This is a genomic window from Paraburkholderia sp. RCC_158, assembly GCF_041355255.1.
Taxonomy (GTDB): Bacteria; Pseudomonadota; Gammaproteobacteria; order Burkholderiales; family Burkholderiaceae; genus Paraburkholderia; species Paraburkholderia graminis.
Genome location: NZ_JBFUPM010000006.1, coordinates 247,139 through 260,888 on the forward strand (window position 1 = coordinate 247,139; position 13,750 = coordinate 260,888).

The window sequence follows — 13,750 nt, forward strand, 5'->3', positions numbered from 1 at the left end:
AACAGCCCGCTGACCGACTCGTTCGTGCACTGCGGCACGGGACGAGTAGCTCTCTTATATATAGAAGTGGAACCCAGCATACGCTTGATCGCAAAGCGTGGCTGCCCCGAGTTTTTGTAGGAGCCGTGCACGCAATTAGATCGAGAGCCGGAGCCGCGATCAGTTCGCCAGCGATCACAGCGGAGGTTGCAAGCTGACCGGACGCGGCGCGCCCAATCGACGAACCGTGATGCAATGGCCGTGGCGTGATGTTGCCGGAAGTTGTCGATATGGCCACTGTCGCCTGATGGGCCGCGTCAGGATAATGGTCCGCATTCAAACACGCGAAGGAGCCAGACATGTCCGAAGTGTCCGCCATACCCGCCGCCGACAGCGCCGCTGCGTTCGCGCATTACAGCGCGTCGCTCGCCTTCGAAACCGATTGTGCCGATGTGCACTCGGCGATGGCACACGGCCCGAACGCCGCCGACTTCGTGTTGCTCGACGTCCGCAGTCCCGCGTTGTTCGCGCGCGGCCATGTGCCCGGCGCGGTGAATTTGCCGCACGGCAAGATCGTGGCGTCGAAGCTCGCCGGCTATCCGCCCGAGACGTTGTTCGTGACCTACTGCGCGGGCCCGCATTGCAACGGCGCGACGCGTGGTGCGATGCGGCTCGCGCAACTGGGCCGGCCGGTCAAGGTCATGATCGGCGGCGTGACCGGCTGGCTCGACGAGGGCTTCGAACTGAATGCGGCCGCGGCTGCCTGACAGCGCGCATTGAAGCAGCCGCGTTCGCGGGGGAGCGGTAACATCACGCCATGCACAATCATCTTGTCGTTGCGCTGGCCTATGACCGGCTTTGCACCTTCGAATTCGGCTGCGTGACCGAACTGTTCGCGCTCGAACGCCCGGAACTCGGCGTGGACTGGTATCGCTTCGCGGTCTGCGCAGCGGAGCCCGGTCCGATCCGCGCGGCGGGCGGCATCACGATCGCCGCGCCGTACACGCTGAGGCTATTGGATCGCGCCGACACCATCGTGATACCCGGCTGGCGTCATGTGGATGAACTGCCGCCTGAGCCGTTGCTCAAGAAGATCCGCGCCGCGCATCGCCGCGGCGCGCGCCTCTGTTCGATCTGTTCTGGCGTGTTCGTTCTGGCCGCCGCGGGCGTGCTCGACGGCAAGACCGTCACGACGCACTGGCGTTATGCCGCGAAATTGCAGGAGCGCTATCCGCATCTGCGCGTGCAGCCGGACGCGCTCTATGTCGACGAGAAGCAGATCATCACGTCGGCGGGATCGGCGGCGGGGCTCGACATGTTGCTGCATCTCGTGCGGCGCGATCATGGCAGCGCGGTCGCGAACCGGGTCGCGCAGCGGCTCGTGGTCGCGCCGCATCGCGAGGGCGGCCAGGCGCAGTTCGTGCCGCGCCCGGTGCCGCACGACGAAAGCGGGCGCCTCACGCGGCTGATGGACTGGGTGCGCGGTCATCCCGCGTTGCCGCACACGCTGCGCTCGCTCGCCGAACGCGCGGCGATGAGTCCGCGCACGCTGCAACGCCAGTTTCATGACGCGACGGGGATGGCCCCGTACGAATGGCTGGTGCGCGAGCGCGTCGCCATCGCGCGTGAGTTGCTCGAAGCGCAGGACGCGCTGCCGATGGCGCGCGTCGCGGAACTCGCCGGCTTCGGTTCCGAGGAATCGCTGCGCCGGCACTTCAGGCGCATAGCGCTGACGAGTCCCGGAGCGTATCGTAAGAAGTTCGGCGCGCCGACGGCGTAGCTTGATGAGGACCACGCGCCACGCTGCTTGCAAGGAAACCAGATGATCGACATCGCAGAGACTATCGCGCGCTTTAACGCCGGGCGCGATCCCGAACGGCTGGCCATGAAATACAGGGCGATGTGTGCGTCGCCTTTCGTGTTTTTGCGCGGTACATGTCATCTGTTTTATGAGCGCCTGCCGCAACAGCCCTTACTCGACGATGCACCGCCCGTCTGGATTTGCGGCGACATGCACCTCGAAAATTTCGGCAGCTACAAAGCGGATAACCGCCTCGTCTATTTCGACAACAACGACTTTGATGAAGCGTGCCTCGCGCCGAATCTGTACGAACTCGTGCGTTTGCTGACGAGCGTGCTGGTCGGCGCGGCCGACCTCAAGCTGAGCCGCGCGCAGGCGCTCGCGCTGTGTCATACGGCCGTGCACGCATATGGCGCGGCGCTCGCGCTCGGCAAGGCGCGCTGGGTCGAACGCGAGACATCGTCCGGCATGGTGCGCGATCTGTTCGATGGATTGGCGAGCCGCACGCGCGCCGCGCATCTGGACCGCCGCACGACGCTCAAGGGCAAGACGCGCACGCTCAAGGTGGACGGCAAGAAAGCGCTGCCCGTGAGCGATGAGCGACGTGCCGCAATCACGCAGTTCATGCTGCAGTTCGCTGCGGGCGAGACAGATCCGGGCTTTTATCGCGTGCTCGACGTTGCACGCCGGATCGCGGGTACAGGAAGCCTCGGCGTGGACCGTTATGTGATTCTCGTCGAAGGCAAGGGCTCGCCGGACGGCAACTATCTGATCGACCTTAAAGAAGCGCTGCCTTCTTCAGTTGTACCGCATATGCGCACGCCGCAGCCCGCATGGCGAAGCGAGGCCGAGCGCGTCGTCGAGATTCAGCGGCGCAATCAGGCGGTGTCGCAGGCGTTTCTGCACGCGGTCGATTTCAATCGGCGCTCGTACGTGCTGCGCAGTTTGCAGCCTTCGGAAGACCGCGTCGCGTTGAAGGACTGGGACGGCAAGCTGCCGAGGCTGGAGGGCGTCGTCGTCAGCATGGCGGAACTGAGCGCATGGGCGCATTTGCGCAGCGGCGGGCGGCAGAAGTCGTCGATTGCGGATGAGTTGATCGCGTTCGGCAATCGCACCGACTGGCAGGCGCCGTTGATCGAACTCGCGACGCAATGCGCGGCGCAAGTCGCGGCGGACTGGAAAGCGTATTGCGAGGCTTACGATCGCGGCGCGTTCAAAGGGTAGTGCGGCGGAAACGTTTGCGGTTTCAAACAAACGCTTGCCCGCTCATCAGCCCATGCCATGTTCGTCGCTTTTTATGCCCTATTTCAGGGCCTAAAATGCGCCGCTACCTGACAATGGTGTAATAGTCGGCAACAGTGATTTGCTGTTTTCCCTCATTTAATTCACCGGCTTATCGCGTAGACTTGTACTAACAAAAAATGGTTACGGGGTGCGAGATGTTGGCCGTTTTCTTCATCGCCTGTCCAATCTGCATTGCGGCGCTTTTCGGTTTTGCGCGGCATGTCGATCCGCGGACAGGTCACTTCAAGCGTTGATTTTCAACGTCGCGGGTTCGAGCAAAGCCGGCAAGTGAGTTCCGTTGCCGGCCCGGTTAGCCATTAGCTGTTTTCTACTAGCTATTAGCATTAGCCGTTGGCAATTTGTCCACGGGCCTTGCTTTCCGGTGCCGGGTCGCGGCACGATGCGCGATAACCTGGCTCTGGGGCGGCATCGCGTATGCGAGATTTTCTGGCGAATTGGACGGCGCGCGCGGGCGTGCTCAAGGGCGTGCTTCCATTGAACCGCGCGGCGGCGATGCGCGACACGCTCGCGGGCGTCCAGCTTGCGTCGATGGATATTCCTCAAGTGCTCGGCTATGCGCGCATTGCCGGCATGCCTGCCGTTACCGGGCTTTACACCGTCTTTCTGCCGCTTATCGCGTTCGCGTTCTTCGGCGCGTCGCGGCAACTCGTCGTCGCCGCCGATTCCGCTACCGCCACCATCTTCGCAAGCCGCCTCGCGACCATGGCGCCCGCCTCGAGCGCGGAATACGCGTCGCTCGCCGCGATGGTCGCGTTGCTGACCGCCGCGCTCCTGTTCGTCGCGCGCATTTTCCGGCTCGGCTTTCTCGCCGATTTCCTGTCGCGCACGGTGCTGGTCGGCTTTCTGGCGGGCGTCGGCGTGCAAGTCGGCATTGCGATGCTGGGCGATATGCTCGGCTTGCCCGGTCACGCGTCGCGCAGCGTGGATCAACTGGTTCTAGTCGTGCGCGAGTGGGGGCAACTGAACAGGCCGACGCTGGCCGTTTCGGTGCTGGTCGTCGCGTCCGTGCTGTTTTTCAAACGCGTGCGGCCGCGCGTGCCGATGCCGTTGATCGCCGTCGTCGGGGGAATCGTCGCGAGCGATGTGTACGGTTTCGCCGCGCACGGCATCGCGGTGCTCGGTCCGGTCGCGGGCGGGCTGCCGCCGCTTCGCATGCCGTCTGTGACGTGGCAGCAGACGCTCGACCTCGTGCCGGTCGCCGCTTCCTGCTTCGTGATGATCGTCGCGCAAAGCGCTGCGGCGAGCCGCGTGTTTGCCGAGCGGCATCATCAGGTGGCCGACACCAACGCGGATCTTTTGGGCATCGCGGCGGCCAACGCAGCCGCAGCATTTTCAGGCGCGTTCGTCGTGAACGGCAGCCCGACGCAGACTGCAATGGCCGATCGCGCCGGCACGCGCAGCCAGTTCGCGCAGATCGTTTTCGCGGCGGTGGTCGTCGTGGTGCTGCTGTTTTTCAGCCGGTTTTTGCAGTATTTGCCGCGCTGCATTTTGGCCAGCATCGTATTCACGATCGCCGTCGGACTCGTGGATCTCAAGACGCTGTTTGCGATTCGCCGCGAAAGTCCGGGCGAATTCGCGCTCGCGGTGTTCACGGCTGCGGCCGTCGTGCTGATCGGCGTCGAGCACGGCATTCTGATTGCGGTCGCCGTGTCGCTCTTGCGGCACGTGCGCCACAGCTACCGTCCGCATACGATGATTCTCGAGCCCGGCGACGACGGCATGTGGATGCCGGTGCCCGCCGTTCCCGGCAGACAGACCGCGCCGGGGCTGATCGTTTATCGCTTCGGCGCCGACCTGTTCTATGCGAACGACCACTTTTTCGTCGACGATACGCGGCGCCTGATCGACCATGCGCCGACGAAGGTGCGCTGGTTCGTGATCGATGCAAGCGCAATTACCGACCTCGATTATTCGGCGGCGCGCTCGGTCGGCGAGCTATGCACCGCGTTAAAGCGTAGCGGCATCCACGTGATTTTTGCGCGCGTGAACCGCTATTTGCGCTCCGACATGGATCGGCACGGCATCACGCCGATTGTCGACGCAAGCTGCATTTTCGGCACCTTGCATGAAGCGCTGCGCGCGGCAGGCGTTGCGGAGCCCGCCGACAAATACGCGCGTTAGCTTTTCGACGTCAGCAGTTTGAAGCCTGCAATGCCGAACATGATCGCGAGCGAGCCGTCGAGCCAGCGCCGGATCGCCAGATACACGCGCCGCGCGGATGCCGTCGAAAACAGCAGCGCATAGCTGCTGAACACCGACACGCCGATAGCCATGCAGCCGAGCACCACCGGCGCGGTATGCGCGCCGCCCGCCGGCGACATGGCGAGCGACACGATCGACATCCACACGAGAATCGCTTTCGGATTGGTGAGATGCAGCAACAGGCCGCGCAGATAGAGCCGCTTGAGCGGTTCGTTCTGTCGCGCGTCGCCAGCGGGCAACGTAGCGGGCGCCAACGCGGAGCGCGCCGACTTGAAGCCGAGCCAAAGCAGATAGACGCCGCCCGCAATCTTGATCGCGACGAGGCATTCCGAATAGGTGGCGAGCAGCGCCGACAAACCGAGCGACGCCAGCAGCGCCCAGAAGAACGATCCGGACACCACGCCGAGCGCAAACGTGAGCGCCGAACGGCGGCCCGCGCTCATCGCAAGCGACATGATCGCGAGATTGCTCGGACCAGGGCTTGCGGTGCCGACGAAGTACGCGCTGTAGGCGATCAGGACATCGGCGGTGAGGAAAGCGGTGGGCGTCATCAGTTAAGACTCGCGGGCGGCCAGAGGAATCACGATTTTGCGCGCTGCTGCATCGACCGCACAGATACAGTTGATGAAGCGCTGATCGGCACAATCGGGCATGAGCCGCGCGCGGTTGTTATCCCTGCGCCGCATTCCCGATGCAATCGGCGAGTGCATCCGCCACCGCTTGCCGGCTATGCCGCGGACGCTGCACGAGCCCGATCTCGCGATGAAACGTCGCGTCTTCGAGCGACAACGCGGCGACGCCCGCAGGCCACTTGCCGAGTCCCGCCGTATCGGGAATCAGCGCGATGCCGATGCCGCGCGCGACCATCTGCGCGATCGCCTGCAACTCGTCCAGTTCCAGCACGTCGTGCACGTTCAGCCGCGAACGCCGCAGAAAACGGTCGACGAGCCGCCCGCCGAACGAACTGCGGTCGTAGCGGATAAACGGCTCGCTCTTGAGCAGTTCGCGCCACCCGCGCTTGCCGCGCGCGAGCACTTTGGGCACGAGCAGCACGAACGGCTCGGTGACGAGCGTGCGCCATTCGAGTTCCGAAGGCAGCGCAAACGGCGGCTTGATGATGACGGCGAGATCGAGTTCGCCCGAGTCCACCTGTCCGAGCAGATTCAGCGATACGCCGGGCACGACACGAATGCGCCAGCCCGGACGGTCGTCGCGGAAACGCGCGAGCGCGTCCGCGAGAAACGACACTTGCGCCGATGCAATCGCGCCCACGCGCAGCATGCCGCTCTCCGCCGCAACCGCGCCGCGTTCGGAAAGCCGCGCATAGAGCGCGATGATTTCCTCGGCGAGCGTGAGCGTTTCGCGCCCCGCGTCGTTGAGTATCGCGGAGCGGCCCGTGCGGTCGAACAGAGCAAACCCGAGTTCCTCTTCGAGCCGCTGCATCTGCGCGCTGACAGCCGACTGCGTGAGCCCGATCCGCGCGCCCGCAGCGGAAAACGTGCCGTACTGGCTAACGGCGATCAAGGTTCTAAGTTCTGCAAGCATGTTTCAACTGATCGATTCCGGTGATGGTCAGCTCAAATATATATCGTTTCCGATCACTTTTGCTTGTGGTTAAACTTGACGAGTCAATCTCTATCGTCCATCGCATCATCTACAGCGAGTTCCACATCATGAGCGTTACGCACACCACCTTGCCGCCGTTCCATCTCGCGTTTCCCGTCCATAGCATCGCCGCCGCGCGCGAGTTCTATGGCGAATTGCTGGGTTGCCCCGAAGGCCGCAGCTCGGATCAATGGGTCGATTTCAATTTCTACGGGCACCAGATCGTCGCGCATCTCGCGCCGGAAGAAGCGGGGCATCGCCAGACGAGCAAGGTCGACGGCGACGCGGTGCCGGTGCGTCACTTCGGCGCCGTGCTTTCGATGGAGCAATGGCAGGCCGCCGCGGACAAGCTGCAAGCGGCGGGCATCGACTTCATCATCGAGCCGCATGTGCGCTTCAAGGGCGAAGTCGGCGAACAGGCCACGATGTTCTTCCTCGATCCGTCGGGCAATGCGCTCGAATTCAAGGCGTTCGCCGATATGTCGTCGCTGTTCGCCAAGTAGAGCAAGCAGAGCGCGCGAGTGAAAACATGAAAAGCGCGTAGGCAAACTGAAATAAAAGTGCGGCCCGATTTTCGAAAAGGGCCGCCCGTCAACGCTTTTTCCTTACGATAAGCTTCCTGACAATTCCGCCATTTTGGCGCCATGCAGGTGTTGGTCCAGGCGATCTAGCATAAGCGCCAGTTCGCCCACCTCCCGCTGCTCAGCCGCAGTGACCTGCACTTCTTCAGGCGCGTTTCATGTGGATTGTCAACGTTGCGCTTAAGCGGCCATACACGTTCATCGTGATGGCCATTCTGATTGTGCTGGCGACGCCTTTTGTGCTGTTCACCACGCCGGTCGACGTGCTGCCGGAAATCAATATTCCGGTCGTCAGCATCATCTGGACATACAACGGCTTGTCCGCGGAGGACATGGCGCACCGGATCGCCTCGGTGAACGAGCGCAGTCTCACGACGACCGTCAACGACATCGAGCATATCGAGTCGAATTCGCTCGCGGGCATCACGATCCTCAAGGTGTTTCTGCAGCCGAATGCGAACATCCAGACCGCCATCGCGCAGACCGTGGCCGTCGAGCAGGCGCAACTCAAGCAGATGCCGCCGGGAGCCACGCCGCCGCTCGTGATCAGCTACTCGGCGTCCAGCATTCCGGTGATTCAACTCGGCCTGTCGAGCACGAAGCTCTCCGAGCAGCAACTCAACGACACCGCGCTGAACTTCCTGCGGCCCCAACTCGTGACGATTCCCGGCGCGGCCGTGCCTTATCCGTATGGCGGCAAATCGCGGCTGATTTCCGTCGACCTCAATACGCGCGCGTTGCTCGCCAAAGGTCTGACGCCGCTCGATGTGGTCAGCGCGTTCAACGCGCAAAACCTGATTCTGCCGACCGGCACGGCAAAGATCGGACCGAAGGAATACACGATCAACATGAACGGCTCGCCGTCGACGCTGGAAGGTCTGAACGACATTCCGGTGCGCACGGTGAACGGCGCGACGACTTATCTGCGAGAAGTCGCTCACGTGCGCGACGGTTTCTCGCCGCAAACGAATATCGTGCGGCAAGACGGTCATCGCGGCGTGCTGATTTCGGTGCTGAAAAACGGCAGTGCGTCGACGCTGTCGATCGTCAATACGTTGCACGGTTTGCTGCCGGCGGCGCGCGCGGCATTGCCGCCGGACCTCAACATCACGGCGCTGTTCGACCAGTCGGTATTCGTCAAGGCGGCGGTGCAGGGCGTGGTGCACGAAGCGGTGGTGGCCGCCGCGCTCACGGCCGCGATGATTCTCTTGTTCCTCGGCAACTGGCGCAGCACCTGCATCATCGCAATTTCGATTCCTCTGTCGATTCTCTCGTCGCTGATCGCACTGCATGCGCTCGGGCAGACCATCAACATCATGACGCTTGGCGGCCTCGCGCTCGCGGTGGGCATTCTCGTCGACGACGCGACGGTGACGATCGAAAATATCGAACGGCATCTGCATATGGGCACCAATCTGCACGATTCGATTCTCGAAGGCGCCGGCGAAATCGCGATTCCCGCGCTCGTCTCCACGCTGTGCATCTGCATCGTGTTCGTGCCGATGTTCTTCCTCACCGGCGTGGCGCGCTACCTGTTCGTGCCGCTCGCTGAAGCCGTTGTGTTCGCGATGCTGGCGTCGTACATTCTGTCGCGCACGCTCGTGCCGACGCTTGCCATGCTGCTGATGGGCCACGCGCACAAACCGAAAGCCGCTGCAAAACCCGGTCTTTTCCAGCGCATTTACCGGCGTTTCGACAACGGTTTCGAGCGCATGCGCGCTGCGTACATTGTGATTCTCAGCAGCCTGCTCGTGCGCCGCCGCCGCTTCGGCAGCATATTTCTCGGCTTCTGCGTGGTCTCGATGGGACTCGCATTCGTGCTCGGCGAAGACTTTTTCCCGAGCGTCGACGCGGGCAATATCCGCCTGCATATGCGCGCGCCGACCGGCACGCGCATCGAGGAAACCGCGCGTCTTGCCGACGAAGTCGAGAAGGTGATCCGCGAAGTGGTGCCCGCGAACGAACTCGGCACGATCCTCGATAATCTCGGCCTGCCGTATAGCGGCATCAATCTTTCATACAGCAATGCAGGCACGATCGGCACGCTCGACGGCGAAATCCAGATCGCGTTGAAGGAAGGCCACGAGCCGACGCAGGTCTACGTGGACAAACTGCGCGCGATGCTGCCGCAGCGTTTTCCGGGCGTCGAGTTTTTCTTCCAGCCTGCCGACATCGTCACGCAGATTCTCAACTTCGGGTTGCCCGCGGCCGTCGACGTGCAGATTGCCGGCGCGGACCAGCAAGGCAATTTCGACGTCGCGCGCAAGCTGTTGAAAGAAGTGCGCCTGATTCCCGGCACGGTTGATACGCACATCCAGCAAAAGCTCGACGAACCCGCGATCAACCTGCAAATGGACCGCACGCGTTTGCAGCAGCTCAATCTCACCGCGAGCAATGTCGCGCAAAACCTGCTCGTTTCGCTATCGGGAAGCTCGCAGACGTCGCCGGGCTTCTGGTACAACGACCGCAACGGCGTCGAATACAACGTGGCGGTGCAAACGCCGCAGTACCGCATTTCTTCCATCGACGATCTGTTGCGCACGCCGGTCTCGGCATCGTCAACGGGACCGACGCAACTGCTCGGCAATCTGGTGCGCGTATCGCCGCAAAACCAGTTCGCGGTCGTCACGCATTACAACATCCGGCCGGTGATCGACCTCTATGTGAGCGTCGACAAGCGCGACCTGGGCAGCGTCGCGAATCAGGTCGACAAGCTCGTCGAGAAAGCGCGCGCGACGCTGCCGCGCGGCAGTCAGATCACCGTGCGCGGCCAGGTACAAACGATGCGCACTTCGTACCTGGGTCTCGGTCTCGGCGTGGCGATGGCGATCGTGCTCGTCTATCTGCTGATCGTGGTGAATTTCCAGTCGTGGGTCGATCCGCTCATCATCGTGAGCGCTTTGCCTGCGGCGCTGGCCGGCATCGTATGGATGCTGTTTCTGACGGGCACGCATCTGAGCGTGCCTGCGCTGACCGGTGCGATCATGACGATGGGCGTCGCCACCGCCAACAGTATTCTGATGGTCGCGTTCGCGCGTCAGCGCCTGTCGGCCGGCGCGCCGCCGCTGACCGCCGCGCTCGAAGCGGGAGCGAGCCGCATTCGTCCGGTGCTGATGACGGCGTTCGCGATGATCATCGGCATGATTCCGATGGCGCTCGGTCTCGGCGAAGGCGCCGAGCAGAACGCGCCGCTCGGCCGCGCGGTGATCGGCGGATTGCTGTTTGCAACGGTGTCCACGCTGTTTTTCGTGCCGCTCGTGTTCGCGGGCATTCATACGCGCCTCGCGCGTCGTCATCGCAACGATCATGAAGACGACGGCAACAGCGAAGGCGAAAGCGGTAGTGCCGGCGAGCCGGCCTAAAGCCTGAGCGTGAACAGCGAATCGTGGAAAACGTCAAGAAACCGGCTACTCAACTCACGGAGCTAGCTAACCGAGATGGCCAACTGAGATGACCGAAAAAACTCATGCATCGCTGGCGATTCCGTCGCGCGAGACGGAAAGCGGCCACGCATTGCCGCCGCGTAATCGCGAATGGAAGCGCGCGAAGATCGCCATCTTCATCGTGCTCGCGTTGCTCGCGCTCGGCGCGTTGCGCACGGTGATCGCGAACCTGATGCAAAACCGCGCCGTCGAGCAGACGACGAAGCAGAACGCCACGCAATACGTGAACGTTGTGAGCCCGACGCCGGCCGAAAGCGGCGGCGCGACGACCTTGCCGGGCACGCTGCGCGGCAGCGTCGAATCGCCGATCTATGCGCGCTCGACCGGCTATCTGCTGCGCTGGTATGCGGACATCGGCACGCGAGTGAAGCAGGGCCAATTGCTCGCGGAACTCGATACGCCCGAGATCGATCAGGAGCTTGCGCAGGCCTCGGCGCAGCGTCAGCAGATCAGTTCGAGTCTTGCGCTTGCAAAGAGCTCGCTCGAACGCTGGCAGCAGCTCCGTCAACGCGATGCGGTCTCGCAGCAGGAACTCGACGAGCGGCAAAGCACATACGCGCAGAGCGTCGCCAACCTCGCCGCCGCCGATGCGAACGTGCAGCGCTTGCGTCAGCTCGAATCGTTCAAACGGATCGTCGCGCCGTTTGCCGGCGTGGTCACGCAGCGCAATGTCGATGTCGGCGATCTGATCGACGCCGGCAGCGGCACGAGCCGCGCGTTGTTCGCGCTTGCGCAGTCGGACCCGCTGCGCGTCTATGTGCAATTGCCGCAGGCGTATGCGCAGAACGTATCGGTCGGACAGAAGGTGGTCGTCACGCAGGCCGAGCTGCCCGGTCAACAGTTTCATGGCAGCGTCACGCACATTTCCGGCGCGATCGACGTGCCCACTCGCTCGCTGCAAGTCGAGGTGACGTTGCCGAATCCGGACAACACGCTGCGTCCCGGCGCGTATGTGCAGGTCGCGCTGCCTTCGGTGGCGCGCGCCGAATGGATGGTGCCCGGCAATGCATTGCTGTTTCGCGCCGAAGGTCCGCGGCTTGCCGTGGTCGATGCGAAGGGCAACGTGCAGTTGCGCAAGATCGTGATCGCGCAGGATCTCGGCCAGACGCTCGAGATAGAAAGCGGCATCGACGGGAACGATAGGGTCGTCATCAACCCGAGCGATTCGATTGCGGACGGCGATCATGTGGAAATCGCGCAGCCGCAAAAGAGCGGGAAGGAGGCGTCGTGAAGCCGCAACGCGCGAGCCGCGCAGTGAGCGGTTTTGCAGCCGCGGGGGCGATGACGGCTGTTGTGGCGAGCGCGGTCATGCTTGCTGCCTGTACCGTTGGACCGGACTACAAGCGGCCGCAGGCCGAGGTGCCGCCTGCATGGAACACGGATTCATACTGGCGCGTCGCGGCGCCTTCGCATGCGCCGATGGACCCGGACTGGTGGAACGTCTATCGCGACGCCACGCTCGCCTCGCTCGAAACGCAGGCGCTCGCGCAGAACCAGACGCTCGTCGCCGCCAGCGCGCACTATGAGCAGGCCAAAGCGACGTTGGCCAATACGCGCGCGCAGCAGGTTCCCGAAGTGGACCTGGCGGCATCGGCGTCGCGCTTTCGCATTTCGGCGGACAGGCCGCGCACCAACTACGCGCTGCCGACCATGTCGACGGTGCAAAACAATCTGCAAATCGGCCCGACGATCAACTACGACACGGACCTGTTCGGCCGCATACGTCGTCAGGTGGAAGGCGCGGCGGCATCCGCGGAACAGTCGGCCGACGACCTCGCCAACGCGCGGCTCGTGCTGACCACCGAGGTCGCGACCGATTACTTCTCGCTGCGCGAACTCGACACCGAGATCGACGTGCTGAATCAATCGGTGAAACTTCAACAGAAGGCGCTCGACTACGTGAACGCCGAACACGACCTCGGCGCGGTGTCGGGCCTCGACGTATTGCAGCAGAAGTCGCTGCTCGATACCACGCGTGTGCAGGCGCAACTGCTGTTGAACCAGCGCGCGCAATACGAGCACGCGATTGCGGCGCTCGTCGGCGTGCCCGCGCCGCAATTCGCCATCGAACCGAAAGTGTTGAGCTTTCCGGTGCCGGCCATCGCGCTCGGCGTACCGAGCGATCTGCTACAGCGCCGGCCCGACATAGCCTCCGCCGAGCGCGCGATGGCGGCGGCGAATGCGCAGATCGGCGTCGCTAAAGCCGCGTTTTTTCCGAGCCTCACGCTGACGCCGGGCATCGGTTGGGAAAGCACGCAGTTCGCGAGTCTGCTGAGCGCGCCGACGCTGATGTGGACGCTCGGCGCGGCTGCGGGCCAGGTGCTGTTCGACGGCGGCCGGCGCGCGGCCAACGTGCAGTTCGCGAGCGAAGGCTACAAGGCGACCGAGGCCAACTATCGGCAGACGGTGCTCAACGCGTTCCAGCAGGTGCAGGACGGCATCACGGGTCTTGCCGTGCTCGACGGCGCGGCGAAGCAATCGGAAGAAGCGGTCGCGGACTCGGAGCGCCTGCTCGGGCTCGCGAACGACCGCTATTCCGGCGGCCTCGTCGCGTATCTGAACGTGATCACCGCGCAGCAGTCGCTGCTTAACAGCAAGCGCCAGGACGCGCAGATTCGCGGGCAGCAGATGACGTTGTCGGTGGCGCTCGTGAAGGCGCTGGGCGGCGGCTGGGACGCGGACCCCGCGCTCGCGGGCGCGGACGCGGGCGCCGCGCAACATGACGCGCAAACGCGCGCCGCTGCGCAGTAAGTAACGCGCGGTGCAGCGTGGCGCAACAAGCGAGCAAGCACGGGAGCAGGCAATGCAGGGCGTTTCGTATAATGCAGACACTA

Annotated in this window: 10 protein-coding genes; 8 read left to right on the plus strand and 2 right to left on the minus strand. The window is 63.4% G+C overall.

The features are described 5' to 3' along the window. Nucleotides 1-338 precede the first annotated feature (338 nt). From AB6809_RS14865 to AB6809_RS14880, 4 genes are all read left to right on the plus strand, one after another. Entirely contained in the window at nt 339-746 is a 408-nt protein-coding gene (locus AB6809_RS14865) for a rhodanese-like domain-containing protein (RefSeq protein ID WP_029966344.1), read from the plus strand. Nucleotides 747-796: 50 nt separating this feature from the next. Next, nucleotides 797-1,759 carry a transcriptional regulator FtrA gene (ftrA, locus tag AB6809_RS14870; RefSeq protein ID WP_029966343.1) on the plus strand — a complete coding sequence of 321 codons (963 nt, stop codon included), beginning with the start codon at nt 797-799 and terminating at the stop codon, nt 1,757-1,759. Nucleotides 1,760-1,801: 42 nt separating this feature from the next. After that, on the plus strand, nt 1,802-3,004 hold the full coding sequence (locus AB6809_RS14875) for a DUF2252 domain-containing protein (RefSeq protein WP_029966341.1): 1,203 nt from the start codon (nt 1,802-1,804) through the stop codon (nt 3,002-3,004). A gap of 495 nt (nt 3,005-3,499) precedes the next feature. Beyond that, complete coding sequence (locus AB6809_RS14880) at nt 3,500-5,206, plus strand: SulP family inorganic anion transporter (protein ID WP_029966340.1); 1,707 nt, start codon at nt 3,500-3,502, stop codon at nt 5,204-5,206. Here the strand turns inward: AB6809_RS14880 and AB6809_RS14885 are convergent. After that, nucleotides 5,203-5,838 (minus strand): LysE family translocator, encoded by a 636-nt coding sequence (locus tag AB6809_RS14885; protein WP_029966339.1) that lies wholly within the window; start codon nt 5,836-5,838, stop codon nt 5,203-5,205. The genes AB6809_RS14880 and AB6809_RS14885 overlap by 4 nt on opposite strands. Before the next feature lie 118 nt (nt 5,839-5,956). Next, entirely contained in the window at nt 5,957-6,832 is an 876-nt protein-coding gene (locus AB6809_RS14890; protein ID WP_029966338.1) for a LysR family transcriptional regulator, read from the minus strand. Nucleotides 6,833-6,960: 128 nt separating this feature from the next. Here AB6809_RS14890 and AB6809_RS14895 point away from each other — a divergent pair, with 128 nt between their 5' ends. From AB6809_RS14895 to AB6809_RS14910, 4 genes are all read left to right on the plus strand, one after another. Beyond that, nucleotides 6,961-7,395 (plus strand): VOC family protein, encoded by a 435-nt coding sequence (locus tag AB6809_RS14895; protein WP_029966336.1) that lies wholly within the window; start codon nt 6,961-6,963, stop codon nt 7,393-7,395. Nucleotides 7,396-7,631: 236 nt separating this feature from the next. Beyond that, nucleotides 7,632-10,835 carry an efflux RND transporter permease subunit gene (locus AB6809_RS14900; RefSeq protein WP_029966333.1) on the plus strand — a complete coding sequence of 1,068 codons (3,204 nt, stop codon included), beginning with the start codon at nt 7,632-7,634 and terminating at the stop codon, nt 10,833-10,835. Between the two features lie 88 nt (nt 10,836-10,923). Then, nucleotides 10,924-12,147: an efflux RND transporter periplasmic adaptor subunit gene (locus AB6809_RS14905; protein ID WP_006049298.1), complete on the plus strand. Its 1,224-nt coding sequence runs from the start codon at nt 10,924-10,926 to the stop codon at nt 12,145-12,147. Between the two features lie 50 nt (nt 12,148-12,197). Further along, nucleotides 12,198-13,667 (plus strand): efflux transporter outer membrane subunit, encoded by a 1,470-nt coding sequence (locus AB6809_RS14910; protein WP_051153877.1) that lies wholly within the window; start codon nt 12,198-12,200, stop codon nt 13,665-13,667. Nucleotides 13,668-13,750 lie beyond the last annotated feature (83 nt).